Below are 26060 nucleotides of genomic sequence, written 5' to 3'. Positions count from 1 at the left end.
GATCGCCCCCAGCTTACTCCCGCGCCATGCTATTGCGCCCACACACAAAGTAGCCGTTGGCTGCAAACCCATCATCCATCACCCGAGCGGTCTTAAGCAAGACCAGTAGTCGCGGCCAACATCTCACGCACATCGCCCAGCATCGCCGTCGGCAAGCTGAACGGACTGCCATAAAGAGACATACCCTTCATCGCCACAAAGATGACTGCCGCAACCAACGCAATCGCTGCAACAACCAGCAGGACCGTGTAAACATTGTTCTCTGAATCCATGTCCATTTACTCCAAAGGCGATCGATCCGCCGCGTGAACACTCCGCTTGATCCGCAAGACGCCAAGATCAATCCTGACGTCACGAACTTAAAACACAAGGCAGGCCTTTCAGCCCACCTTGCAATCATTTTTTGTTTAGAAGCTGCCAGCCAAAACCGTGTCACCAGCTTGGATCGCACCGTTGACCAACGTCAACTGCCCCGCTGCGTCACGCGCATCAACCTTGGTCACGATCAATGTGCCAACATATTCACTGCCGCGATGAACCATGAATTCCATGTTCTCAGCCACGCCATCGTTCTTACCAACATTGATCTGCACCATAGTGACTTCGCCGTAAGCCTTGACCAAATCGATCTGACCAACGATCTGATGTGAAGGCTTCACCTTCACTGTGCCTTCACCGGTGTTGTAGACTTGCTGCTGCATATCCTGCGGGAGGCTCGCAATAGCTGTCTCGATCTTCTCAAGTTCTTCAGCCAACGCCACCGCGTTTTCTTTGTTGTGCTGCAAAGAACGGATCAAACCTTCACGCTCGGTTTCGAGTTCATTGATACGATCGATCGCCTGCACAAGCTTGGTTTCTGTATCCACCAGCTGGCTGCGGCCATCATTCAATTCCGAATTCACCTTCTCAAGCAAGGTCACGCTCAAGTTGGAAGTCGCGGTCAAACGAGCGACATTAGCCTTCTGCTCGTTCAGCGAACTCACCATACTCTTGTTTCGTGCTTCGCTCTCAGCGATATCACGTCGCTGCTGGGCGATCGTAGCGGTCAGCTCAGCTACTGTACCATTTAGGGTGGCAATGCGTGCACTTTCCGTGGACTGCATCGATTCAATGTCTGACTGCAGCTTTCGCAGTCTCACTTGAGCACCCTTAAAATTACTCTCATGTTTCTTGGCTTCTTCCTTGGCGTCATTCGTATTCGCCACGAAAGAGACAGTCAAGGCAACCAGCAGGACCGACAGAACGGTCACTACAACGACAAATGCTTTGGTCAAAAGACTCAATGTGCTACCTCTCGAAGCGAGGATTATCGTGAAGGAAGGAGGCTCTCAAATCCCCTCATTCGAGGCCTTTACGACAGCCTAGAAATAACTGAATCCCCCCGAATTGTCAACCATTCCTCGGCCCGATTGGTCCTTTTTTCTCTCCACACCCCCTTTATCTAACTCATTGGCTCTTCAAAGACTTCAATAAAGCCGCCGAAGCCGACAATCGCACCAGTTGATCTGGGTCATCCAAAAGGGCCGTAAGTCGCCTCGCACTCTCAATATCTCCCATCAATCCCAGCCCAAAGGCGCTCTGCCCGCGGATCTGCCCTGCCATGATTTCCATCGCCTTCGGGTTCACAAGTAGATTCCGAAACGCGGTACTCTGAGCACTATTACCGTGCTTATCCAAAAACGCTTGTACACTCTCCTCTACATCTGCTGGCCCGTACGTCGACGATGTCAACAACACATCCCGACCTTCAACCGATCCCAACTCACCCATCGAGATTGCCGCCGCCAAACGCACATGCGCATTCGGATCCTTCAGCATCGGCTTGAACGCCGCTGTCATCTGCCCATCACCCAGCTTGCCCAACGTCGAAATCGCGAGCACCCGCACACTCTCATCCTCACCTGCGTGATACACACGTACACGAATCGAATCCATAGCTTCTTCACGACCCAGCCGCACCATCGCTTCGGCAAACTGGATCTGCTCCACATCACGAAGCGACTGCCCAGCCGAGAACTTTGCCTGCGACATGTCCGCCAGCATCGGAATTGCGCTCTTGTTCCCCATGAGCCCCAACAGCATCGCCACGTTCCCGCGCAACCGCACATCGCGCGACATCAACATCCCTGCCAACGGTGACGCATCCACATCCATCCCACAGCGCGCCGACGCAAACATCGCCGCCGCACGCACACTCTGATCCGGATCTTTCAATAAACCCTTCGCACTCTCACCCAAAGACTTGATCTTGTGCTTACCAACCAACACCAACGACGCATACCGTACCACCGTACTCTTGTCAGAAAGGCCAAGCTGCAACATCGGCAGCATCCGCTCATCCACATACGATGCGGCCTCGATCGCGTTCGCCCGATAGAATGGGTTCCTGCTTGAGCTCGCCTTCACCACTTCATTGATCGCTTTTGTTCTCGCCGCCTCCAGTACCAACCGCGCCCCGTCCTGCCCGGCAATCATCTCTAAGGCCTGAGCACCCTCCGGCTGAACAATCAAACCGCCTGCATCCTTCGCATCAGCAACCTGCATCCCACCCAGACTTAAAACAACAAAGCCACCAAGCGCCACATAAAATCCAACGGTTCGTTTCATCATCATGTTCATCCATTTTGCCCCGCCGACAATCTGCCCAGCAAACCGTCAACTCGTTGTTCATCCTGATCGCGATCAGTACACGCGCCTGATCTCATCCACCCCACACTACCCCTTTAGACGCCGCCGCCATTCATCCGTTTCACCCCATTCTAACACCTCGAACCGCCCCCACGACGATCAGCACGCATAACGCGCCTACCGCACCCCAAACCCCTGCATTTCCAATACGTCCGTACCCGCTCACCCGTTCATCAAATCTCACCCATTCGTTCGCCCACCCCGCCACATACTGCACCTTCCCGCCTTGCTCCACCACCTTCGTCACACAACCCATACTGTCAAAAAAACCGCTCACCCCAGTATTCACGCTCCTTGCCGTCGGCAAACGATTCTCAATACTCCTTAACCCCGCAATCTGCATGTGCTGCAACCGCTGTGACTGCCCGTCATACCACGCACTGTTCGTAAGATTCACAATCACGTCGGCCCGTTTCACCATCTCGCCATCCACCTCCTCGTACGCCAACCCCCGCACCTGTCGCGGCACTACATCCTCATAACAAATCGGCGTCACCACACGCACCAACTCAACCTCCACTTCGCTCTCCTCCCCTTGACCAAAAACATTCGCAACAGGAATATCAAATAACGTCTGCTGCTCACCCGGCACCAACTCATAATCCACATCCTCCCCATAAGGACTAAACGTCCGCAAGAACCACTTCTTCGCCCACGGCATCCCACTAATCACCGGTAAATATTCACCAAACGGCACCAATATCTGCTTGTCATATCGCACCCCCGCCTGCATCCCATCGGCATAAAATAAAAACGCGCTGTTCCACTTCTTCTCCGGCTCCGGAAACGCACCATACCCCTTTACTTCCACCATCTTCCAATCATCACCAGCCTTCCCCCCCACCATCAGATTCACCCCAAGCTCCTTCGCCAGTCGCCCCACCTGCATCACATGCGTTCGTGGCCGAAACGCAATCATCCACCCATCAAACATCCCCGCATCTTCTGCCGCCAGACTCGCTTCATTCAAATACCCCGGCACCACCGTCTCAGGCCACACTACCAGTCCCGGCTTCACATCCGCTCCATACACCGTCGCTCGGGTCAATCGAAAAAGCTCATCCCATTCCTCTAATAGCTTCTTGCTGATGCTCCGCCCATCCTCCTCGTTCTTCACCATCTGACTTACATTCGTCTGTACCACAGCAATCTCTGCCCCCTGCCAATCTTGCTCCCGCTGCTCGTCATACCAATACACCGACCTCAACCCATGCATCACCACCAATACCATCACTGCCACCCAGATCACCACCGCACTCCACACCGTTTTCCGTACCTTCTTTTTCCCACTCCGCCTCATATGCACCAACCGCTGCGTCAGCAGATCCACGATCAAGCCATTGGTCATCGCCACCACAAAACTCACTGCCCACACCCCCGCCACACTCGCCGTCTGCACGACCACCCCTGCCTGCTGTCCCGGCCGCCAGTTCCCCTGGCTATACCCCAGTAAAAACCACCCAAAACCATTGAACGGAAAACGCGCCCGTGCAAACTCAACACTCACCCAAACCACTGGCAAGAGCACCGTCATACTCGCTCTCGGATACCGTCGAGCTAGCCACATTAATACCACCCCCGCTATCGCCATATATGCCGCCTCCACCACACTCGCCCCTACATACCCTCCCACTGTCACCGGCACCAACCATTTTGCCCGCAACAACCAAAACAGTAGCCACACCACGAACCCTGTCCAAAACACCCGCCACAACTTCTCGCCCCGCACACACACATATCCCCATCCCACCAGTGCCACATACGCGCACCACCACCAACCCGGATTCGGAAAGCTCAACGCAAACAAAAGCGCACTCACACCAAACAAGACCAGATGTGCCCATACCCCCTGTACCCCTCCACCCACCATCACTCGGCTACGGCTTCGCTTTACTGGTACGACGCCACCCTCCTCAGCACTCATCCCTGATTGCTCTTTGCTCATCCCCATATTATACGCCATCCCCCACAGCCCCTAAACCCCCCCACTCAACTTTGCCGCCCAGATCCGACTCAACCATCATCACACTCTTGTCCCGTGAAAATCCTACCGCTCCGCTGCAAAACAGACGCAGCCACTTTCACCTAGCAACCCACAACTTCACCATCATCAACGGCATCGCCCCTTTCACCTCTGATGGTTTCGATAACGTCGCCAACGGCGAAGAAATCTTTATTGATTCCGCAGACCGTCCCGCCGCCTTCACCGTGAACTACAGCCTCGCCAGTGCGCATTTGACTCCGCGGATGTGGTCCTCTCCAATTTCCGCCTGATCCCCGAGCCCGCTTCCCTCGCCCTGCTCTCCCTGGCAGGCATCGTCCTCACCACCCGCCGCAATTCATAACACACACCACATTCTCAGCCAAAAAGCCGATCTAACTCACGGTTAGACCGGCCTAAGTTTTATGTAAAGCTCATTCAAATTACTTCGTCTGTCGCCGACGCATCATCACCCCAACACCACCCAACAACATCATCCCCATCACCCCCGGCTCCGGAATACTCGCTACAAATACACCCTCACTTCCATTAATAAATCGCAACAACACACCAACCTCATTGCGACTGTTTATGCTCGTATAGCCTTGAAATGATGAGATCTGCCGCATGTCTTCAACCAACGGATCATCATCCACATCAAAAAGATCTCCTTCACGGAAGAGTAGCTCAATCTGACCAGTCATACTCAATACAAACATGGCCGCATTATTATCATCATCTACATTCTCTCCCCTTAAACCTGTAGTAAAAATGATATGCCCCGATATCAGTAACTGCCCATCATGATTGTATGGGTTATTAAAGAAGAAAGGGTTTAAGTCGCCAAAAACCGAACTATCGCCTAACCCCGCATCTTCTCCCTCACGAACCAACAGATTAATATCATCTCCAATTTTTGACATGATTGCATCATTGTTAGAGCTAAGCACGCTATCGCCAGTAACAATACTTGAGAACATCATCTGATCATCGGGTCCAACTAAGAAACGATTCATCCTCCACGATTCTCCCACTCTCAAACCAATAACTGGATCACCTGAAGCCACAATCAGCTCAGAACCCTGACCATCACCCCGCCATACACCTCTACCAATATTCTCATCACTACCTTGTTGTTTATAATAAGCACCATAAATAACCTGACCCCCACTCATCGCCTGAAGCTGGCCAATAGTGCCCAAAACCATATTCTCCCCCACACCGACCGCTCCCATATCACGATACGCAACCGCTTCTAAACCATCTTGCCTCAACACCCAAAGACTGTTGGCATCCTCCAGACCATTGCCAACCAAATTAGCATTAAATACAACCGTACCATCATCACCAATTAAGCTATCATTAATATACCCGCTTTTACTAAAGGGGTTTCCAAATGTTACACCCTCATCAAAACCCGGCGCCTGTTGTCCTTGCTTAACAATCAGCGATCTCTCACCATCTTGATTTGTATGCCAGATGCCACTTCCCCAATATTTCCCTCCAGCATAACTTACCGTTTGTATCGCTTCTCCACTTGAATTAAATTTCAAACTGGGCATTTTTTTTACATACTCATTTTCTAGAAAACCCGGTAAACCTTCTTCACCCTCTCGAATCATTGGGCGTCTAATGCCTTCCTTTTCATACCAAAACAAACTTGTTAACCCAGAGTTCCAGGCAGTGTTATAAACATTGCCTACAAAATACAAACCGCCCTGCCCATCAGACATTGGCACACTCGTCGAAGTATAAGAACCACCCACACCTTCAACAGCATCATTACGCCGAATAATCCGCTTTATCTCATGACGCTGCTCATACCATATCCCACTATCAAGCGAGATTTCAGGTACACTACCCTCGAGTTTCGCATAAAAGGCGATCTGACCACTTTCATCAAGCGCAACACCGCCGGTTGTGAAGTTTCGAAATCTCACCCCATCTTCTGTACCTGGTGCCCTATCCCCAATCATCGCAACATGACGAAACTTAAACGGATGATGTGCTGCATCAGCGAAATTATGCACGTTGACATGCAAAAAAAGCATGGTCAGAACAAAAAACATCCTTAACACATTCATCTTCTATGCCCCTTCGTATTTCATGTAAAAAATAGCAACGTCGTAGTACAACAAAAAGCATTAAGAAATATTGATCGCCCGGCTCCCACCCCAAACTTCCCCCGACTTTTCAATACACGACGTTAGATCACGAATATTTCCAACAAACTAATCTTAATCGGCTCCGTCATATTTGCATATCATTTTCCGGCCATTTCTCACAAAACATTTCCACATCTGCACCAACACACACAGACACTAACAAAAAAACCTCCCAGCTTTCGCCGAGAGGTTTTGAAGTTACAACTTAATTTTCGAGCAGCGTGAGGCTAATCGCTGATTAGACCGCACGTGGATGAGCGTCATCATAAGCGGTACGCATACGCATGCTGGAAAGATGCGTGTAGATCTGCGTAGTGCTGAGTGACTGGTGGCCGAGCAATTCCTGAACGCTGCGCAAGTCCGCGCCATTGTCCAGCAGATGTGTCGCAAAGCTGTGGCGAAGCGTGTGTGGGCTGATCGTTGAATCAAGGCCACATTCCTTCAGATACTTATCCAGCTTACGTCGCACAGATCGACTCGACAGACGACCACCATTCTTGTTCACAAACAGTGGCACATCGGTTTCAACCATCGACTGCTGACGCAGGTGCGAGAACCGGGGATCTGGCTCAAGCAAAGTCAGATAGTGACGGATCGCAGCCATAGCGTGCGAACCCAACGGTACGATGCGTTCCTTCTTACCCTTACCACGGACATGCAATGTCTGCGAAGCGTAATCAAGATCATTACGGTTCAGATCAACCAGCTCGCTTACACGGACACCGGTTGAGTAAAGTGTTTCGAGAATCGCGCGGTCACGTGCACCGAGTGTGTCACGGTTATCCGGAGCTGCAAGCAGCTTCTCAACTTGATCGACACTGATCGCCTTCGGCAAACGCTTGGTCTGCTTCGGCGTGCGGATCAACATCATAGGATTGCTTTCAACCATACCGCGTTTCAGTTCCCACTTATAGAAACTGCGAAGCGTCGCAATCTTGCGAGCCGTCGTGGCAGGTGAATACCCAAAGTTATCCAGATGCGAAAGGAATCCGCGGATCAACATCGCATCCGCATACTGCATCCGATCTTCGACCGACTGCTGTGTTCCTTCTGTTTCTGCTGGTGTTTCTGTTTGCGGTGCCGCACTTTCTCCCTGTTCACCAGACATCCGGCTGGACGTGATGTACTCTGCAAACTGACGCAAGTCCGCACCATAGCACCTTGCGGTGTACGGGCTAAAGTGCCGTTCATTTCGCAGATAGTTCACAAATTGTTCAATCAGTGCGTTTTCACCTGACATAATCATAGTTCCTCATAACGCGGTGTTGCTCGAAGCCCCGGGCCCCAACCTGTTTTTGACTTAAGAATCTTTAACCAGTTTTCCTGTGCATCATGTTGCCTAGCCGCTCTTTTAGTTTTTGTCCCATCTGATGGGAGATCACCGCGGCATCAAACCAGTCAAGTTCGCAGTCTGGGTTGCGGACCTGCTCAGCAAGCTGTGATATTAGATCGGCTTCCCGACCATGTTTACATCGAAATACAAACCGTTGCCCGTGCTTGACCAGCACAAGCTCCAGTTCTTCCCCGTTATCGGAATCGTGAAGATCAAAAGAGGCTTGATCTCCGTCGCCGAGGGGTTCGATGTTAAAAGTTGGATCTGACATTCAGTTCGCTCCGGCACGTCCCAGCCGGCGCGAGTCCGATCAGGAGGTGGGCTTTTCTTTGGGCTGCATCTCGGCTAGCCGATTTAACTCGGCCTGCATCAATCTGCGGCTCACAATATTCGTGACAAATTCTGTATACAGGTCCATGTTAATGCGATACAAGCGCCAAACATTTTTATCTTTCTCATTAACCCCTCGGCCTTTCGCATATTCCTGAAGCAACTTCCGCGTCCCCGGCTCCGCGGCATCAAAATACCCGTTCGCCACCGTCAACGGTTGACGATAAAGCGCCTTACTCTCAGCCGCTGTCGCGCGCTGATTCGTGCGTGTTTTTGTGTCGATCGGTGCGCGTTGCAGTTCCGTCAGATCCCCAATCTGACTAAACCATGGCAGCTGATCATCAACGTAAAGCTCGATCGCAAGACCAAGTCTTGGTGGATCATACGGATCATACGCCGTCACCGTACCCACAATCAGCGCATCCACTTCAAGCACCCGCCGAAGCGTCAGTGCTTGTTCCGGAGAAGTTATCTCCGTGTATTCAAGTGCATCCATCGCTGCAAGCACCCGGTTCACCGGCAGGACATCAATGCCCGGCTGGGTCTCCAACTGCCCTGCAAGTTTGTCCGCAAGATGTGCACCGCGAACACTGCTGCTGCCTGATTCATTTCGTAACGGCACGATTCCCCACACCTGACGACGTGGATAAATCCCTGTGTCCATCGACATCGGATCAACCAACTGCTCCTCACCGAAATACTTTTGGTAGTACTTCTTTGTGTAAGAACAACCCGCCATCGCGTGCGCGCTCAGCAACAACACGAAAAACAACATGACCTGTTTACTTGTCATGGCATCCTGCCTGAGTTTGATCATCAGCCTCCGCTGATGAAGATTGTCTGTTCATATCACTGGACCCGTTTACATGCTGCGGTTAGGCAACAGTCGGGACCGGTGGGCTTGGCCAGCGAGGTCCGTTACTGCGCCGGAACCATGACCGAAGCGGATCGTGCCTCGTTTTCGCCAGGTGCGGTCAGCTTCAGTGCCTTATCTGGACGTATCGACCAGACATTTTCCAAGCCGCTGTTTCCTCGGTTGGAGACGAACATGATTGATCCGTCTGCCGCCCAGGTCGGCTGGGTGAAGGCGTATGACCCGGAGGTCACTCGTGCTTTTCCGCTGCCATCGGCGTTCATGACCCAAAGGTCCGCTTTGGTCAGCCTACTTTGATCTTCGGCATGCGGGTCGATAACAGTACAAAAAACAATGTAATTCCCGTCTGGAGACCAAGATGGCGTGATCGCAGCCGCATTATTTGCTGCCACAACCTCCATCGGCGACGTCACCGTGCCATCATCCATAAGCGTGATCTGCCACACACTGAACAGCCGCGAACCACGTTCACGTGCTCGCTGATACAAAATCCGGTTATCCGTCGGCGACCACTGTGGGAATAATCCATATCCAATGAACTTCTTCATCGTTGGCTGTTTCAGATCAATCACCACCATCTCATACAAGCCGGATGCACTTCCATATGAGCTATAAACCAGCTGCGATCCGTCTGGTGAGAACGAAGGATGAATGTCATCCGTCGAGGTATGTGTGAGCTGCCGCGCCGGCCCGCCATCTGCATTCATGATGTAAATGTCATAATTCCCAGACCGATTCGACGTGAACGCCACATACTGACCGTCCGGCGAAAACGCCGGCATCCGGTCATCCGCCGGATCATCGGTCAGCTGCATCACCGGCGATGCCCCAATCTGCTTCTTGTAAATATCCGGCCGCTCGCGGTGCCGTGTTGAGGCATACACCAGCCACTGCCCCGAACGGTCCGTCGCAGGATCATAATCTGAACCCGCAAATGTTTGGGTCAATCTCCGCGCATCCGGATTGCCATCCATTGGTGTCTGCGCGCCACCTGCTTCCATCCCGCCACGATTTGGTAGATGGCCAAACATCCCCATCAGATCATTCGATGCTGAAGCAAGCCGCGACTGCCCACCACGACTGTCTGCATACTCCGTCACACGATGACTCGGCTGATCACCACCAAAATCCACCGCTACACCGCTGAGCTGATCAAGACGCTTCTGCGTCGCAATGCGTTGCTCTCGCTGCTGCTTGAATTCTTGATAGCGTTTCACCGATTGATTGTCGTCCAACCCCAAAGACAAACCGCCCGTGTAGTTCTGCGAACACGCGGCCAGCATTGTGGCGGAAAGTGAAATGAGTCCCGTAGCGAGTAATGATCTGTTCATATTCTGAACCCTTTGCGTCAGGCTGGGTTTTTATTGTGCAGAACTTTTATCGGGACAGAGGGGGCATGTTTCTGCAGATTAGGGATAGCCCCCCATTATCGGACGACCTTCAAACCGCCACTTCACTGTAAGATCCTGTAAAATAGACCTCTCAACGTCGAAATGCATGATTGCGTTGCAATAAATCGTGCTTACTCACGGTTGATTCGGCACTGGAGATGGTGCGAAATCCCTATTGCGGTATTCCACTAAGCTCACCGATAGTAGAGACGCCGCTTCCGCGTTTTTGTGGCTTGACGTTCATTCTTTGGCACAAAAAATACTGTGCCATCTGGTTTATGGTTCCTTGGCAACCGCCAAGCGTGTTTGGGTAAAATCAATGATGGAAGAGGGCATCGGGGCTTGGATTTCTGTTGAGTCGTTACGCTGGCCGCTAACGATCGCATATCTTGGCCTAATCTGTTTAATCTCACTCTACGGGCTTCACCGCTACTGGCTGGTCTACCTGTTCCGTAAAAACCTCAAAAACCGAAAACGCCCCATGAGCCGATACGAAGACCTCCCCAAGGTCACCGTACAGCTCCCCATGTTTAACGAATTCGCTGTCGTCGAGCGCATCATCGATGCAGCTTGTGAGATCGACTACCCCAAGAGCAAACTCCAAATCCAAGTCCTCGACGACTCCACTGACGACTCTAAGCTGATCGCAGAAGCCCGCTGCCAATACTGGCAAGAACGCGGCATCGACATCCAATACATCCACCGCACTGATCGCACCGGCTACAAAGCTGGCGCACTTTCTGCTGCTATGCCACAGTGCACCGGCGAGCTTGTCGCCATCTTCGACGCCGACTTCGTCCCACCCAAAAACTTCCTCAAACGCACCGTCAATTTCTTTACCGATCCCGAACTCGGCATGGTCCAGACCAAGTGGGGACACATCAACCGCGATGACTCGCTCCTCACCAAAGGCCAAGCTATCTTCCTCGATGGCCATTTCATCATCGAACATACCGCCCGCAACCGCTCCGGTGCATGGATCAACTTCAACGGCACAGCTGGCATCTGGCGTAAACAAGCCATCGCAGACGGTGGCGGCTGGCAACACGACACACTCACCGAAGACGTCGACCTCTCCTACCGAACACAACTTGCTGGCTGGAAATTCCTTTTCCTTCCCTGGCTCACCTGCCCCGCCGAACTTCCCCCAGAAATCAACTCCTTCAAAAGCCAACAGCACCGCTGGACCAAAGGCTCTATCCAAACCGCACTTAAACTCCTCCCTCGCGTCCTTAAAGCGCCTGTCAGTTGGAAGATCAAAACCGAAGCCTTCTTTCACCTGACAAGCCCGATGGTCTACCTCTACATCACCCTGCTCGCCATCCTTTTCTACCCTGCCATCTACGTCAACCTCAACGCCTTTGAAGATCAGCGCATTCTTGGCATCCTCGTCGGCATGTCCTTCTTCGCCCTCGGCACCATCTCCGGCACCGTCTTCTACATCGTCAGCCAAAAAGTTCAGCGACGCAGTGCTTGGTCTACACTAATCCAAGTCCCCATTCTCATGGCCATCGGTATTGGCATCGCACTTAATAACGCTATCGCTTGCCTCGAAGCTTTAGTCGGCTACGAAACCCCCTTCATCCGCACACCCAAATACAACGTGCCTGGCCTCAACAGCGATACACCACCATCCGAAAAACCCTCAAAACAAAAGCTCGGCGTTATCCCCATCCCCACGCTTAAGCGTTCGATCTGCCTTCTCGAAATCGGTCTCGGCGTCTACATGCTCGAATGCATCCGCATGTCCCTCATCTATGACAGCACTGTAGTCAGCCTCCCCTTCCTCGCGCTATTCGCTTCCGGCTACCTCTACGTCGGACTCTCAAGCCTCTGGGTTCATGTCCAAGCATGGAAAGATGCGCGCCGACCTCTACCCGCCGCGGCCACCTAATCATCCGCGTAGGCTATCGCCTAAAATCAATGTATATCTCACACCAAACCCATGGTTTCCATGACGTGAAGTATCTCACAAATATTTCTTAGCATTAACCTCGCATCGCTTCATCGATCCGCTGCACTACAGCCACAAACGCCTCATCCGATATCGCCGGCTCAATTTGCGAATCATCTATCATATCGTCCCCCCTTAAATCCACCCACGATCGGCAACCCCAATAATCATCATTCATCTCGATCAACTTCGGCTTACTCAAACGGTACGCCCGCAGCGCCACCGCATAAATCGGCCGATCAGGTTTATAATCAAAACGCATATCAATCTGTGGCTTCTTCCACCCGTGCAAATCATCCAAACGATCAAACGCCTCACGGCTAGGCACTGTCCAGATACATCCCTGCGGCACCTCCGCAATCCCCTTAATTTCTAACGTCTTTGGCTCCGCATCAAACTCCTCCGCTCGATCCTGATATTGGTCCTTCACCCATTCAATCCGCTGATGCTCCCATGCCGGAAACAGTGCAAAGCGATCATATTCAAGCTTAAAACGTCCCGGCCCATCATCCTCATGAATCCCACCCTTCCGCAGCACCACCGCCTGCTCGCCGGATAATAGTAAATCAGTAATCACCGCCCATTCCTTCAGCGCAATATCCAACATCACATTTACTCCTCATGTCTTCCGCAGCAAGCAACCGCATCTATTTAATTCTAATCAATGATTAGATAAATCAATCATTCACATCGTAAGCATCAATTTCCTCTGGTAGAATATACCCACCAGAAACAAACCACTTCTTTCCGTCCTTCAAATGTTTCACGAACGCGCGTTGCACACTGCTCTCCTGTGGCGCATCATCCAGATTCTCAAACGGCTCCCACTTTTGATACAACCAATACCACAACCCCGTATCCTCACGTGCCTCTAACGGATACGGATGATACCGCTCCACAAATTTCCGCACATTCGATGTCTCCATCAAATACTGCGACCAAAGCGGATTCGTCAGCCACGAAAAACAGCAATACGCCTTCGGCTGAAACTCCGGGTAATACTTCGTAAAAAACTGCTTCGCATCCACAAACGACTTCGTGCAAACATCATGATCCATCGCTCCTGACCGCGGAATATGAATCGATACGATCGGATCTCCCTCCTCCAGAATCACCTTACCCCATACCTGATCATGTTCATCCTCGCCATAACCCCGCAGTTCTCCCGTTTCTGAATCTCGTGCAATAATCGATTTGTAATCACACGCCCGCCGCTCAAACTGCAACCGACCAATCTGATGAAGTCGACTATTCATATGATGATTCAACCACACCGACTGCGTTAGCGCCAACCGTCCTTTATCTTTTGAATTGAAACGTGTCCAACGAACAACATCATGCAACGTTGCCTGTGTAATCTCCTCCGGCACACCCCGCTCCTGATCCAACGCCATCGGATATTCAACCAGACACAGATAGAGGTAGAGATAAAAAAGTTCGCCATGATGGCCAAGCGATTCAGGTAACTTTGGCGAAGTTGCATAATTTGTAGGAAGCGGATCTTTCATCTGTGAAAAGCAATAAAACAGATGCCAAAGCAGTGGCAGCAATCCACTTTTTTCGACAAATTCCCCACGAAAGTTCAGAATCTGATCCACCTCCACCGTCTCAAATCCCAACCACATTGCGCGTTCGCGTGTCTGCCGCTCATCCATAATCACCAACTTATTCGGATCATACGCTGCTGACGATTCTTCCCATCGCGTCCGCCATGGCAAATATACTTGGCTGTTCAGATCATAAGCCGCAAACGCTTCATCAATACTCATGTGTTTGGTCGGCATATGACAATTCCCAAAATAATGCTCAGATCATCAACGATATCTATCTCATGATTAATCCATAACACCTACATCTGATTTGGCGTCTGAATACCTAATAATCCCAGTGATTTTTCAATCGTGCGGGCGGTCAGCAAGCAAAGCGCAAGGCGCGATTGCCTTGTCTCACCTTCTGATTTCAACACCGGACATTTCTCATAGAACGAATGATACAGCGATGCCAGTTCGTAGAGGTAGTTACACAAACGGTGCGGTTCAAGCGCCTCTGCTACACCTGCTAAAACCTGTGGCAACTGCAACAGCTTCAGCACCATCGCACGCTCTGCCGGATGTTCCGCGAGAATCTTCGCGCTCGTCAAACTACCGGGATCAATCTCGCCTTTGCGGAAGATCGCCATGCAACGGACATACGAGTTTTGTAGGTACGCCGCAGTGTTCCCATCAAACGATAACATCCGATCCCAATCAAAAATGTAATCCTTGATGCGATCACTCGACAAATCCGCATATTTCAAACAGCCGATTCCGACAGTGTGGGCGATTTCCTCTGCCAATGACACCTTCATGTCAGGTTGCTTTTTCACCAAAATATCAACTGCACGCTTCTTTGCTTCCATAATTAGGTCGAGCAACTTGATAGTGTCACCAGACCTTGTTTTAAAGGGTTTTTTGTCCTTACCCATGATCGTGCCGAAGGGGACGTGGTCGAGACGGACATTGTCCTTGGCCCAACCCGCCTCGCGGAGGGTTTGGAACACCATGGCAAAGTGCTGCGACTGGCGGGAGTCGGTGACGTATATAATCCGATCCGCGCGGAGTTCTTCGATGCGGTAATGTGCTGCGGCGAGATCGGTTGTTGCGTAGAGAAAACCGCCATCAGATTTGCGGACGATCATCGGCATGGGATCGCCTTCGCGGTCTTTGAAACCATCGGGATAAACAACATCAGCGCCTTGCGATTCTTTAAGCAGGCCGGCGGTTTTGAGGTCTTCGATCACTTGCGGGAGTTTGTCGTTGTAGAAAGACTCGCCACGGATATCACCAAGGGTCAGACTCACATCCAACCGCTTGTATACGTCATCGAAATACACTTCGGATGCTTTAACGAGTTCTTTCCAAATATCCTTTGTTTCTTGGTCGCCGGCTTGTAAATCTACAACACGTTTACGGGCGTCGGCTGCAAACTCTTTATCTTCATCGAATAACTTCTTTGATTCCTGATAAATGGTGTTTATGGATTTCAACATACCTCGCTGAGTGACGTGCTTGATCATATTATTATTAATAGTGTACTGCACAAGCATGCCGAACTGCGTGCCCCAGTCACCGACGTGGTTTTGCTTGATGACGTCGTGACCAAGGAAAGCGAGGATACGCGAAAGCGCATCGCCGATGACCGTCGAGCGGATATGCCCAACATGCATTTCCTTGGCAACGTTAGGTGAAGAGAAATCCACCACCACGGTTTGTGGCTTGTTCGTTTTCGCCAGTGCTAACCGATCACTATCACCAAGCATTTTCTCAGCGTGCTCATTGATCGCGGACTGCTTCAACGTGAGATTAATAAAACCCGGCCCCGCAATGTTAGCCTTTTCCACTTCATCCCCGAGAACGATGTTGTCCACGATGGCTTGTGCAATATCACGTGGCTTCTGGCCGAGTTTCTTGGCAAGCCCCATCGCGATATTTACCTGGTAATCACCGAACTTTGCGTCACGGGTTGGATTGATCAGCGGGTCTGCGGAAGCGAAATCGGAGCCGAATGCTGCGGCAACGGCTGTGGAAAGCTTAGATTCGATGATGGACTGGATGTCTGGCACGGCGGTGAGATCCTGTGATGAGGGTTTGCTGAAAACATCGGCTGCAATGTAGAAAGGATATTGTAATGCAAATGATGGTGTGGGATGAAATTCGTCTTCAGTGACTCAGTTGTAACGAAAGTCTCACGCATGCGGGATTGGCGGAAGGTGGCTAGCGTTAAACCTGAAAAGGGAGCACGAGGTTGTTTGAGATGATGACTGATGGCCTCGCAAGGAGTATTGCCATAAATGGCACATAACCATGTGTCACGATACTCCGCACTGCTTGGCGGGAAGGCTCAATGATTCGGATTGAAGTAGAGATGAAATGTAGTATGACATGAAACAATAAACTCAGTACGTCAATTTGAAAGTTAAAGAAGGAACGCCATTCGCGCACGGATGTGATTGACAATCGAATCACACAAACCGGCAAGAGATGGCAGTGCAACATAATCTTCCACTTCATCATTGCTGGTAAAGCCTGATGGAGTAAATAATGAAAAGACGCATAAAGAAAATTAAGAAAGCGGTTCTGCCTGTACTTGGAGGAACAGTCATGATCCTTGGTGTAGGTAAAGGTCAGCGAGCAGAAGCAGCAAGTGTCGAACGCAGCGACGATTCAACACTATACAACATCGCCAACGAAGAAGGTTGGAATTATGAAACGCTACGTGTCGCGAATCGTTATGGTTACACAGCAGGTTGGCAATTCACCGTGAATGATCCGGATGTCTATGTCACGCAACTCGGCGCTAACACCGGAACCGTTACAGCTAATGATGTGATTCAATTATGGGATACCCAGAACAATACGTTGCTTGCGGAAGTTTCGCCGGAAAGCCAAGACGGCGTGAACTGGCAGTTTTATGATCTTGACGATGCGATTGCGCTTGAGGCAGGCAGATCATATGCAGTGACCGCAAGCGCTTCAACCGGAGCAGAATGGGGGCGTATCAATAACCCAACATATCGAGCGAATGATGTGAGAAACCCAGACGGCATCATTGATTTTGATACGGTGCTTTGGGCATACGATAATGATCCGACTTATGGTGATCTTGGTGCCTTGGGTAATGTGCAGCAGTATTTCATTGCGGACTTCGGTTACACAATCGGCGTGCCGGATGGCTTTAAAAACCTCTCCATAGAAGATGCAGAAGCACAGGGGATTGCGGTACCAACACCGGGCAGTGCGGTGATGGGAGTGGCTGGTCTAGCCGCATTAATGCTCAGGCGAAGAAAACAAGACGAGTAGATTTTAATCCTGCAATAAAAAACCCGTTCATACGAGCGGGTTTTTTGTTGGTTCTCAGATTGGTTCCAGGTTCATGCGGATTCGGTTTGGAGTTCGACCGAACGGTGTTGAAGCTGAGCTTTGAGGCGGGCGAGGATAGAGGAGTGCATCTGTGAAACACGCGATTCAGAAAGATCAAGGGTGACGCCGATCTCTTTCATGGTCATCTCTTCGTAGTAGTAGAGGACAACAATGAGGCGTTCGGCACGAGTAAGGCCTTTGGTGATCAGTTCTTTGAGGTCGCGTTTCTGGACAGCAGAGAGAGGGTTGGTTTGTTTTTTGTCCTTGAGGACATCGATCTCGCGAACATCTTTATTGGAGTCCGTTTCAAACCATTTGCGAGAGAGTGAGACCACACCAACAGCACCAGCATCTCGACGGATTTTTTCGTATTCGTCTTTATCAACACCTAATTCTTCGCGCAGTTGATCGTCGGTGGCTTTCTCGCCAGACACCATTTCAAGACGTTTGCGAGCCGTTTCGATCTGCGAGGTGCGAGAACGAACAAGCCGAGGTACCCAGTCCATCGAACGAAGTTCGTCAAGGATCGCACCACGAATACGCGGAGCACAGTAAGTTTCAAACTTCACGCCGCGCTCGAGATCGAAAGCGTCGATCGCGTCCATGAGTCCGAAGATACCTGCCGACATGAGATCTTCAACATCAACTTCATCGGGGAGCTTGGCGTGGATACGTTCTGCGTTGTACTTGACCAGCGGGAGGTAATGCTCCATGAGCTGGTTACGCATTTCCTCGGTCGGCTTCTTTTTATAGACCGGCCAAACTTCCTTAATTCGAGCTTCCGCTTCTGGTGAAGGTTTTCGTGTAAGAGATCGGGTTCTAGTTCTTGCCATTGTCGACTCCTTGACGTGGCCCTGCCTTGGGGGTCCTTCCACCAGCGGCATTTCAGCGATGAATCAAGTCAAAATGACCTTTACAAACACATGCGAGGCAAGCCAACGCGCGTCAAGCGGCCTTGCCGATCTTTGCAACCTGTTCAAGTGACATTTCGGGTTGCGGATTTGAATCTGAAGTTACTTCAATAATGTTTTCTTGTTCGGTCGGTTCCAGCTCAGGAAGTGGATGCTGCTTTTTGTAACGCTGAATATAATCAGTCACCGTTTGCTGCATGAGAAAACCAATGCCTCGGCCGAGGACCCAGCAGCCGAGCATGATGAGCGTTGAACGTGGAATCACAGTAAACAAATCATTGCCAGCAAAAATGCCCGCGATAACTGTAGCCGCGAATGCGGTGAGCGCAAAACAGGATGCGATGACTTTCGACGGGATGATGGACACTCCTTTGCCCAGTACCTGAATCGGAGAAGAATGAATCCCTTCTTGTTGCCAGCACTGATTTTAAGTGCTAGCGCGCGCCTTGGGAAGACCTAAAAAAGGTCTTGCGCCAATTTTTCACAGAAAGATTTCCCACAATAGGGAACTCAATTTTGAGATCAGCCAGCCAACCATGCCGCCATGCGGCGAAGTAATCCTGCTGATGGTGGTTCAGTAGCGTGACGATCCATGCGGTGGGCGAGTTGATTCATGCACGAGGCCGCGGTGGAATTCGGTGCATCTAACACAAACGGTTTGCGACGACGAATCGAAAGCTGCACACGCGGATCGGCAATCACATGCCCGGCATAGCGAGGGGTGAGATTCAAGAACTTTTTGCAAACTGCAGAAATACGGTCATAAATGAGCTTACCTTCGGCCTCGTCACGAGCCATATTGACGAGCAGGCGTAGCTCCGGCCCCTTGCCATCAGCCATATCGACCTGACGAGAGAGCGTCTTTAGTACGGCATATGCGTCGGTAATAGCCGTAGGCTCTGGGGTAGTAACCAGTAGGAGTTCATCTGATGCTGCGAGAAATGAGAGGACATTCGGTGAAACGCCGGCCCCGGTATCAATCAAAATCACGTCGCGGGTGTCTTCAAGTTTTTTAAGCTGCTCAAGCAAGCGGATGCGTTCAAACTCTGACAAGGCCGCGATTTGCGCAAGGCCCGACGCTCCCGGAATCAACTCAAATCCGCCCGGCGCTCGGACGATTGCTTCTTCAATCGTTTTCCGTCCTGCAACCACATGCGCCAAATTATTCGACGGCGCAACGTTACAGATCACGTCCGCGTTGGCCGTGCCAAGGTCCGCATCAAGCAGGACAACCTTGCGATCCATACGGGTAAGTTGCACGGCTAAATTAACCGCCATTGTGGTTTTACCCACGCCACCCTTTCCCGAAGAAACAGCGATAATCCGTGCTCGGCGCTTGGCAGCGGGTTTCGCTTCGGCCTCAGCTCCAGACCTTGCGGTCCTTCCGACGGCTTGAGTGGATTGTTGCGTTTGCTCTGGCATGCGCAGCGGTAAAACTCCCTCGTGATGACGATCCGCCATTTTAAGCGAGGGCGGCGGGTTTGTCTTATTTTGCTCTACCCACTGGCGGAGCTCCTGAGCCTGATCTGCAATCATGAATGAAGATCTCCCTCTCCCATCACCAACGCAGCGAGCCGATCAGAATGACCCGGCTCAATCTGGTGGGGCACCTCCTGCCCGGTGGTGATGTAACTTAATTGCTTATTTACTTTTCGAGCCACGTTCAACACAACACCGAACGTGACCGCTTCGTCGAGCTTTGTAAAGATGATACGGTCTGTACGGATCTTTGAGAAGCGTTCAACGGCATCCATCAGCACAGTTTGTGTGCATGTCGAGGATAATACTAAGTGCACCTCGTGAGGCTGGGCAGCTTCGATAAACTGGGAAAGCTCTAGCAAGCGGCTGTCGTTCCGTGGGGCCCGACCGGCCGTATCAATCAGCACCACATCATAATCCCGACACTGCGCTAATTTATCCGTCAATTCATTCGGCGACGTCACCACATGCAGCGGTACACCGATGATGCTCGCATAGGTTCGTAATTGATCGACCGCTGCGATGCGATAGGTATCCAACGTCACCAGGGCCACCTTTTTGTTGTGACGCAATTTGAATGTGGCGGCAAGCTTGGCGACGGTGGTGGTTTTACCGACGCCGGTCGGGCCAATGAGCGCGATCTTGCGTGGCCCGACACCTATTTGAGATGATGATTCGTCATCCACTGAAAAAGCGTCTGCCCCTTTGTCTGTTGGAATCAGTTCTGCCACCGCGCGGCGAACCGCTTCCTTACACGCATCATCATCCGCAAGCTGCTCATCGGTGAGTTCTTCACGGACCTGCGCGATGATCTCTTGTACGAGTTCTTCAGCGACTTCCTGCTCAAGCAGTGCCAGATACTGATCGAATAATTTGTCCGGCATATCCGGCCGTGTTTCCGGCTGAGCCGCACGTGACGCCTGATCGCGCATCATCTGCGACACCATCCGCTTCACCGCTTTGAGTTCTTCCGCGACATGGTCGTTCGGCGCCGGCGCTACGACCACATGCGGCTGAGGTGCATGTGGCGATGGAATGTTCTGCGGCTGCAAACCTTGCGACATCACATCATGCGAACCTGCCGCCACTGCAACATTTGGCGCGCCCGTAACCTGCGGCACCACGACACCTGTTGTTGATACCGTGTGCTGCTGCGCAACAGCGGCTGCATTGGTGTCGGCTGGAATGGTGTTGGCTTGTGATTTTTCAAGCTCTGCGCGTGCTGCAGCATAGGTGCGTTTGATCAAATCGCCCGCATTGCCCTGCACTTCTTCGAGTTGCTTTTGTTTGTGTAATGCTTCGCGGCGTTTCGCTGCATTTGCAAGCGCTACAGCGCGGGGTGATCGTGAGGCGGTCTTGCGTTTTTGCCGCCCAATGTCTTGCCCACGTCCTGCGGTCACTTCAACAACCTGACGCGCCCCGATCCCGAGGATGCCGCCTTGCTTGTAGGTTCGAGTATGGAGAATTACGCCATCAGCGCCGTAAGCCTGCTTAACCAACTGAAGCGCTTCCGCCATCGACCTTGCTGTAAATGTCCTGAGATTCAAGGTATCACCCCTGTGTTTGTCATCCTGACTCACGAGATGCTGAGTGAAATTTCATCCAATTCCAATTGGACGCCCCACCGATTTCTCCGCCATTAAATGTGGTGCGTAATGTACCATTTTTCACCGCATTGCGCAAGTACCATTTACAAGAAAGAGACTGTTTTTTACGTGATTCTCTCTAGCCTGTGAGCCCCGCATACTGATTTGCCTGTGGCTGCTGTTCCCCGGCTGCCACGGACTGCACAAGCCCAAGCGATTCAACTTCGACACCTTTACTCACCTCGTTGTATCCAAGCACCGCCACATTCGGCAAGTGCGGTTCAATCAATCGTCTTACCTGCGCGCGAACCTGTGGTGAAGCCAACACCACCGGCTGCCGCCCTGCTGCCACAAGGTTTTGTACCTCTTCAACAATCGCGGTCGTAATCCGGTTCGCAACAGCCGGCGGCATCGTCATACTCGTCCCCTCCGCCGACCGCTGAATGTACGCATTGATCTGATCCTCTAACATCGGATCAAGCGACACACAATACAACCGTGAAGCGGATCGACCGCTCTCTGCACCAAACTCATCCGGGATCGGCTCAAGCGTCGCATACTGATTGCAAATCGTACGGCGTAAGCCATTACGCACATACTCGGTCAGCACATCCAAATCCTTCGTCCGTGTTGCCCAGTCTCCAAGTGTTTCCACAATCGATTCCAAATCGCGCACCGGCACGCGCTCACGCAGCAAGTTCTGTAGCACCTTCTGCAATTCGCCTGGCTTGATCAACGGCGTCTCGCCAAAGAGCACTTCCTCGGTCAACTTCGGCGCTTGCTGCTTGAGTTGCTCGATCAGGTTGTTTGTTTCTTCGCGCGTCAGCAATTCGTAACCATGGTTTTTCACCACTTCTGTCAGATGTGTCGCCAACACCGACGTTGCATCAACCACGGTATAAGACAACGCTTCGGCGCGCTCTTTCTGACCAGCTTCGATCCACGTTGCTTCAAGATTAAAGGCAGGTTCACGTGTCTGTATCCCCTGTAATGGCTCTGATGCCAGTCCACCATCCATCGCTAGGAATTGCCCGGGATAAATTTGGCCGGATGCGACCGCGTTCCCACGAATTTTCAGGTTGTAATCGTGCGGCTGAAGCTGCATGTTGTCACGAATCCGCACCGGCGGCATGACCAAACCAAGATCACTGGCCAATTGTCGGCGGATCATCGAAATGCGATCTAATAAGTCACCACCCTGTGACGCATCGACGAGCTTGACCAAGCCGTAGCCGACTTCAAGCTCAAGTGTGTCGACATGAAGCGCCTGTTCGACCGGCGCCGGCTCGGCTTTTTCTTCTTCTGCAGGCTTCGCTGTTGCCGCGTCTTCAATGCGGCGTTTGTCTGCGCGATGCATAATGTACGCGATCCCGCCGATCGCACCGCCAAGAAGCAACATCGGCATCGGTGGGAGGCCAGTAAACGCAAGCACACAAAGAAAGCCGGCGGTAATCGCCAGCGCCGCGGAGCGAGCGGAAAGTTGTTTGGTTAATTCAGTACCAAGGTCTGCACGGGAAGATGATCGCGTGACGATCAAGCCTGCCGCGAGTGCGATGATGAAGGCTGGCACTTGCGAGACAAGGCCGTCACCAATCGTCAGCTTTGTGAAGACTGAAAGGGACTCCATAAACGACCAGCCCTTGATGGCCATACCGATCGTGAACCCGCCGAGGATATTGATCACCGTGATGATGATGCCCGCAATCGCATCGCCACGCACAAACTTGGCAGAACCATCCATTGCCCCGTAAAAATCTGCCTCTTGAGCAATTGCTTCACGACGAGACCGTGCTTCGTCTTCCGAGATCAATCCCGCATTCAAATCCGCATCGATCGCCATCTGCTTGCCGGGCATACCATCCAAGGTAAACCGGGCTGCCACTTCAGAGATGCGCGTCGCACCCTTGGTGATCACCACAAACTGCACAATGATCAGGATGATAAACAGAATGATCCCAACGACTTCACTGCTGCCGGTCACGAAATCCGCAAAGGCCTGAATCACCTGCCCCGCCACGGCTGTTGCTTCCTCCGGCGACTCTGCATCCACAGACAAAATCATACGGGTCGTCGCAATATTAAGCACCAATCGGAACAACGTCGTACCTAGCAAAAGTGAAGGCATGACTGAAAAATCCAGTGGCCGTTGGATGTACAACGTTGTGAGTAAGATCAACACGGCTAGCGAAATATTCGCCGACAACAAAAGGTCCATCAATGCTGGCGGCATCGGCACCAACACCACCATCAACATACCTATGAACAAAATCGGCACGATCAACGAGCGGTATTTGTCCGCGTGCTGCATCAGTTGAGGGATCGAGATGTTGCTTGCCTGTTTTGCCATGATGATCAAACGTCGTTCTGCTTACTACTCCTAAAATCTAATCAACGATTAGTTCAATGCGGCCTCTGGCCTTCGCCGTGTTGTGCTTGACGACCCTGATGATCCGCTGCCAATGCGGTACACATACGCCAGAATCTCTGCGACAGCGGCATAATGTTCCGATGGAATTTCCTGCCCGATCTCAACGGTGTTGTACAGCGCCCGCGCGAGCGGCTTACGCTCCACAATCGGGATGTCGTGGGTTGCGGCGATCTGCCGAATCCGCATCGCCATGTAATCCGCGCCCTTGGCCACCACACGCGGAGCACGCATATCATCCGAGTCATATTTGAGCGCCACCGCGAAATGCGTCGGGTTGGTCACAATCACATCTGCGGTTGGCACCGCCTGCGCAATGCGCTGCATGGCAAGCTGCCGGGCGACCTGGGTTCGCCGCTGCTTGACCAGTGGATCACCCTCCATGCGCTTCATTTCTTCTTTGACTTCCTGCTTGGTCATCCGCAGGTCGCGGGTGTGGTTCCATCGCTGAAACGCATAATCAATCAGCGCCAGCACAAACAGAATCACCGCGATGATGATCGCAAACTTGAACAACAGATACCCCATCACCAGAATCGCCTGCCGCGGGGGAAGCTCGCCGATGTGCAGAATCTGAATCAGGTCCGCGCGGATCAGCACAAACGCCACCGCGCTGATGATGATCACCTTGAGCAGCGACATCATCAGTTTGATCGCGGACCGCGCGTTAAACAGATTCGCGATACCTTTGATCGGTGAGATGCGAGAAAATTTCGGCTGTAGCGGCTTGGGCGTCAGCAAAAAACCAACCTGCACCACCGTCACCACCAGCGAGATCACAAAAATACAAACCAGCACCGGCCCGACCGCACGGAACAACATATAGACAGACGATTGCGCCAATCGGCCAACATCAGTCGGTTGTGCGGGATTGTTATCAACGGCAAATGCGCCTGAAAGTTGTTGCTGCAGCGCAACCTTCATCCCCCCAAAAACCTGATTGCCCATGAAGTAGAGAAGCAGGACGGCGGCAAAAAGAATGCATGCCGCCGTGAGGTCCGGCGACCGCGCAACATTCCCGTCCTGGCGCGCTTCCTGAACGCGGCGCGGCGTTGGGGCTTCGGTTTTTTCTGCGTCGTTCTCAGCCATCATCCATGACCTATTTTGCGGGCATCCTGCCCATGCTGAAGCGAAGGGTACTGCTTCGCTGGCAACAGTTTACATGATTCTGTTTGTCACTGCGTAATAAATTCTCTGATGTAACCAAAAACTTCATAGAAGTTGTCGATGTAGACCGACACGATCATGCCGACGGAGATAATCAGGATCAGCGCCGATACGAGAATACGCAACGAGAAGCCGACGGAAAGAATGTTGAGCTGCGGCATGGTCCGCGCGATGAAGCCGAGTGAAAGCGTCACCAGAAACAGCAGGCAGATGAGCGGCGCGGCGATCTGGATCGCCAAATCGTAAATGATCGTAATGATGCCGATGATGAGGTTGAGTGCGGACTCAAAACTATGGAACGAACCTAAGGGAATATGTTGAAACGACTCGATCAGCAGACCAAACATGATGCGCTCCCCACCGAGCATGATGAAGATCGCTAAGGCGAACAAAAATAGCGTCTGCGAGATGATCGTCGCCTGATCGCCGATGTCCGGATTGTAGGCCTGCGCGAGCGCTAAGCCCATCTGCTGGTCAATGACATACCCACCAATCTGCACACCGATGATAGGGAGATTTGCCGCATAACCAATCGTGATACCCAACAATAGCTCAAGCGCGATCTTGGGGATGAGTGAATAGAGTTGCAACCCGTTATCAATCACATAACCAAGCGATGCCGCCGCACCTGTACCGGGGTTTAGAAGCATTGGGTAAACACAGAATGACAACCCAACAACTAAGAAAACTTTCACATGCCGCGGAATGATCTGAGAACTGAGCATCGGCGCAAACAGAAAGATCCCTGTCAGACGGAAAAGCACCATCAGCCAAGCCGGCAGGTGATCCAAGATGGGGCCGAGTGAAACGGGCATATCCCGATTGCTCCGAAAACCAGTCACAAACCAACCAAATAGAACCGCAAGCCGCACACACTG

General features: G+C 51.8%; 23 protein-coding genes. 4 read left to right on the top strand and 19 right to left on the bottom strand.

The window, feature by feature from the left end; translation table 11 throughout:
* Positions 1-92: 92 nt before the first annotated feature.
* The 4 genes from ACQ6WK_RS04200 to lnt form a co-directional block, all read right to left on the bottom strand.
* Positions 93-272: a hypothetical protein gene (locus ACQ6WK_RS04200; protein ID WP_432799492.1), complete on the bottom strand. Its 180-nt coding sequence runs from the start codon at positions 270-272 to the stop codon at positions 93-95.
* Between the two features lie 135 nt (positions 273-407).
* The gene (locus tag ACQ6WK_RS04195; RefSeq protein WP_432799491.1) at positions 408-1283 is read right to left on the bottom strand and encodes a hypothetical protein; all 876 of its coding nucleotides are present in this window, start codon (positions 1281-1283) and stop codon (positions 408-410) included.
* Between the two features lie 163 nt (positions 1284-1446).
* Positions 1447-2610 carry a HEAT repeat domain-containing protein gene (locus ACQ6WK_RS04190; RefSeq protein ID WP_432799490.1) on the bottom strand — a complete coding sequence of 388 codons (1164 nt, stop codon included), beginning with the start codon at positions 2608-2610 and terminating at the stop codon, positions 1447-1449.
* Positions 2611-2749: 139 nt separating this feature from the next.
* Complete coding sequence (gene lnt, locus ACQ6WK_RS04185; protein ID WP_432799489.1) at positions 2750-4633, bottom strand: apolipoprotein N-acyltransferase; 1884 nt, start codon at positions 4631-4633, stop codon at positions 2750-2752.
* An 86-nt stretch (positions 4634-4719) separates the two neighbouring features.
* Here lnt and ACQ6WK_RS04180 point away from each other — a divergent pair, with 86 nt between their 5' ends.
* Positions 4720-4962 carry a hypothetical protein gene (locus tag ACQ6WK_RS04180; protein ID WP_432800422.1) on the top strand — a complete coding sequence of 81 codons (243 nt, stop codon included), beginning with the start codon at positions 4720-4722 and terminating at the stop codon, positions 4960-4962.
* Positions 4938-5033, top strand: coding sequence for a PEP-CTERM sorting domain-containing protein (locus ACQ6WK_RS04175; protein WP_432799488.1), 96 nt, complete (start codon positions 4938-4940; stop codon positions 5031-5033). Before ACQ6WK_RS04180 ends, ACQ6WK_RS04175 begins: the two co-directional genes overlap by 25 nt.
* A 79-nt stretch (positions 5034-5112) precedes the next feature.
* Here ACQ6WK_RS04175 and ACQ6WK_RS04170 read toward each other — a convergent pair whose 3' ends face one another.
* The 5 genes from ACQ6WK_RS04170 to ACQ6WK_RS04150 all read right to left on the bottom strand — a co-directional run bounded on the left by ACQ6WK_RS04170 (position 5113) and on the right by ACQ6WK_RS04150 (position 10702).
* Positions 5113-6753 (bottom strand): PEP-CTERM sorting domain-containing protein, encoded by a 1641-nt coding sequence (locus tag ACQ6WK_RS04170; protein WP_432799487.1) that lies wholly within the window; start codon positions 6751-6753, stop codon positions 5113-5115.
* A 319-nt stretch (positions 6754-7072) separates the two neighbouring features.
* Complete coding sequence (xerC, locus tag ACQ6WK_RS04165) at positions 7073-8074, bottom strand: tyrosine recombinase XerC (RefSeq protein ID WP_432799486.1); 1002 nt, start codon at positions 8072-8074, stop codon at positions 7073-7075.
* Between the two features lie 70 nt (positions 8075-8144).
* A complete protein-coding gene (locus tag ACQ6WK_RS04160) occupies positions 8145-8438 on the bottom strand; it encodes a hypothetical protein (protein ID WP_432799485.1) in 294 nt (97 codons plus the stop codon).
* A 39-nt stretch (positions 8439-8477) separates the two neighbouring features.
* Entirely contained in the window at positions 8478-9290 is an 813-nt protein-coding gene (locus ACQ6WK_RS04155) for a hypothetical protein (protein ID WP_432799484.1), read from the bottom strand.
* A gap of 125 nt (positions 9291-9415) precedes the next feature.
* The gene (locus tag ACQ6WK_RS04150; RefSeq protein WP_432799483.1) at positions 9416-10702 is read right to left on the bottom strand and encodes a TolB family protein; all 1287 of its coding nucleotides are present in this window, start codon (positions 10700-10702) and stop codon (positions 9416-9418) included.
* Positions 10703-11081: 379 nt separating this feature from the next.
* Here ACQ6WK_RS04150 and ACQ6WK_RS04145 point away from each other — a divergent pair, with 379 nt between their 5' ends.
* Positions 11082-12656 (top strand): cellulose synthase family protein, encoded by a 1575-nt coding sequence (locus tag ACQ6WK_RS04145; protein WP_432799482.1) that lies wholly within the window; start codon positions 11082-11084, stop codon positions 12654-12656.
* 94 nt (positions 12657-12750) lie between these two features.
* Here the strand turns inward: ACQ6WK_RS04145 and ACQ6WK_RS04140 are convergent, their stop codons facing one another.
* From ACQ6WK_RS04140 to argS, 3 genes are all read right to left on the bottom strand, one after another.
* Positions 12751-13323, bottom strand: coding sequence for a DUF1802 family protein (locus tag ACQ6WK_RS04140; protein ID WP_432799481.1), 573 nt, complete (start codon positions 13321-13323; stop codon positions 12751-12753).
* 70 nt (positions 13324-13393) lie between these two features.
* Positions 13394-14500 (bottom strand): acyltransferase domain-containing protein, encoded by a 1107-nt coding sequence (locus ACQ6WK_RS04135; RefSeq protein ID WP_432799480.1) that lies wholly within the window; start codon positions 14498-14500, stop codon positions 13394-13396.
* Between the two features lie 65 nt (positions 14501-14565).
* On the bottom strand, positions 14566-16317 hold the full coding sequence (gene argS, locus ACQ6WK_RS04130) for an arginine--tRNA ligase (RefSeq protein ID WP_432799479.1): 1752 nt from the start codon (positions 16315-16317) through the stop codon (positions 14566-14568).
* 478 nt (positions 16318-16795) lie between these two features.
* On the opposite strand from argS, the gene ACQ6WK_RS04125 reads away from it, so the two are divergent.
* Entirely contained in the window at positions 16796-17554 is a 759-nt protein-coding gene (locus ACQ6WK_RS04125; RefSeq protein WP_432799478.1) for a hypothetical protein, read from the top strand.
* A 71-nt stretch (positions 17555-17625) separates the two neighbouring features.
* Here ACQ6WK_RS04125 and ACQ6WK_RS04120 read toward each other — a convergent pair whose 3' ends face one another.
* From ACQ6WK_RS04120 to ACQ6WK_RS04090, 7 genes are all read right to left on the bottom strand, one after another.
* Entirely contained in the window at positions 17626-18447 is an 822-nt protein-coding gene (locus ACQ6WK_RS04120; RefSeq protein ID WP_432799477.1) for a FliA/WhiG family RNA polymerase sigma factor, read from the bottom strand.
* A gap of 112 nt (positions 18448-18559) precedes the next feature.
* On the bottom strand, positions 18560-18892 hold the full coding sequence (locus ACQ6WK_RS04115; RefSeq protein WP_432799476.1) for a hypothetical protein: 333 nt from the start codon (positions 18890-18892) through the stop codon (positions 18560-18562).
* 155 nt (positions 18893-19047) lie between these two features.
* The gene (locus ACQ6WK_RS04110) at positions 19048-20061 is read right to left on the bottom strand and encodes a MinD/ParA family protein (RefSeq protein WP_432799475.1); all 1014 of its coding nucleotides are present in this window, start codon (positions 20059-20061) and stop codon (positions 19048-19050) included.
* Positions 20058-21551, bottom strand: a complete 1494-nt coding sequence (flhF, locus tag ACQ6WK_RS04105) for a flagellar biosynthesis protein FlhF (RefSeq protein WP_432799474.1) — start codon at positions 21549-21551, stop codon at positions 20058-20060. Before flhF ends, ACQ6WK_RS04110 begins: the two co-directional genes overlap by 4 nt.
* A 178-nt stretch (positions 21552-21729) precedes the next feature.
* Positions 21730-23937 carry a flagellar biosynthesis protein FlhA gene (gene flhA, locus ACQ6WK_RS04100; protein ID WP_432799473.1) on the bottom strand — a complete coding sequence of 736 codons (2208 nt, stop codon included), beginning with the start codon at positions 23935-23937 and terminating at the stop codon, positions 21730-21732.
* 48 nt (positions 23938-23985) lie between these two features.
* Positions 23986-25104: a flagellar biosynthesis protein FlhB gene (gene flhB, locus ACQ6WK_RS04095; RefSeq protein ID WP_432799472.1), complete on the bottom strand. Its 1119-nt coding sequence runs from the start codon at positions 25102-25104 to the stop codon at positions 23986-23988.
* An 86-nt stretch (positions 25105-25190) separates the two neighbouring features.
* Positions 25191-25997, bottom strand: a complete 807-nt coding sequence (locus tag ACQ6WK_RS04090; RefSeq protein WP_432799471.1) for a flagellar biosynthetic protein FliR — start codon at positions 25995-25997, stop codon at positions 25191-25193.
* Positions 25998-26060 lie beyond the last annotated feature (63 nt).

The organism is Poriferisphaera sp. WC338, from assembly GCF_050931845.1.
In the GTDB taxonomy this organism is placed as follows: Bacteria; Planctomycetota; Phycisphaerae; order Phycisphaerales; family Phycisphaeraceae; genus Poriferisphaera.
The sequence above is the reverse complement of the archived record's forward strand: the minus strand, read 5'-3'. Positions and strand labels throughout refer to the sequence as shown.

Excerpts from the sequence above, each read along its gene's own strand:
- ACQ6WK_RS04200 (WP_432799492.1), bottom strand. The coding sequence starts at position 272 with ATGGATTCAGAGAACAATGTTTACACGGTCCTGCTGGTTGTTGCAGCG.
- ACQ6WK_RS04190 (WP_432799490.1), bottom strand. The coding sequence starts at position 2,610 with ATGATGAAACGAACCGTTGGATTTTATGTGGCGCTTGGTGGCTTTGTT.
- lnt (WP_432799489.1), bottom strand. The coding sequence starts at position 4,633 with ATGAGCAAAGAGCAATCAGGGATGAGTGCTGAGGAGGGTGGCGTCGTA.
- ACQ6WK_RS04170 (WP_432799487.1), bottom strand. The coding sequence starts at position 6,753 with ATGAATGTGTTAAGGATGTTTTTTGTTCTGACCATGCTTTTTTTGCAT.
- xerC (WP_432799486.1), bottom strand. The coding sequence starts at position 8,074 with ATGTCAGGTGAAAACGCACTGATTGAACAATTTGTGAACTATCTGCGA.
- ACQ6WK_RS04160 (WP_432799485.1), bottom strand. The coding sequence starts at position 8,438 with ATGTCAGATCCAACTTTTAACATCGAACCCCTCGGCGACGGAGATCAA.
- ACQ6WK_RS04155 (WP_432799484.1), bottom strand. The coding sequence starts at position 9,290 with ATGACAAGTAAACAGGTCATGTTGTTTTTCGTGTTGTTGCTGAGCGCG.
- ACQ6WK_RS04150 (WP_432799483.1), bottom strand. The coding sequence starts at position 10,702 with ATGAACAGATCATTACTCGCTACGGGACTCATTTCACTTTCCGCCACA.
- ACQ6WK_RS04145 (WP_432799482.1), top strand. The coding sequence starts at position 11,082 with ATGATGGAAGAGGGCATCGGGGCTTGGATTTCTGTTGAGTCGTTACGC.
- ACQ6WK_RS04140 (WP_432799481.1), bottom strand. The coding sequence starts at position 13,323 with ATGTTGGATATTGCGCTGAAGGAATGGGCGGTGATTACTGATTTACTA.
- ACQ6WK_RS04135 (WP_432799480.1), bottom strand. The coding sequence starts at position 14,500 with ATGCCGACCAAACACATGAGTATTGATGAAGCGTTTGCGGCTTATGAT.
- ACQ6WK_RS04125 (WP_432799478.1), top strand. The coding sequence starts at position 16,796 with ATGAAAAGACGCATAAAGAAAATTAAGAAAGCGGTTCTGCCTGTACTT.
- ACQ6WK_RS04120 (WP_432799477.1), bottom strand. The coding sequence starts at position 18,447 with ATGGCAAGAACTAGAACCCGATCTCTTACACGAAAACCTTCACCAGAA.
- ACQ6WK_RS04110 (WP_432799475.1), bottom strand. The coding sequence starts at position 20,061 with ATGATTGCAGATCAGGCTCAGGAGCTCCGCCAGTGGGTAGAGCAAAAT.
- flhA (WP_432799473.1), bottom strand. The coding sequence starts at position 23,937 with ATGGCAAAACAGGCAAGCAACATCTCGATCCCTCAACTGATGCAGCAC.
- flhB (WP_432799472.1), bottom strand. The coding sequence starts at position 25,104 with ATGGCTGAGAACGACGCAGAAAAAACCGAAGCCCCAACGCCGCGCCGC.
- ACQ6WK_RS04090 (WP_432799471.1), bottom strand. The coding sequence starts at position 25,997 with ATGCCCGTTTCACTCGGCCCCATCTTGGATCACCTGCCGGCTTGGCTG.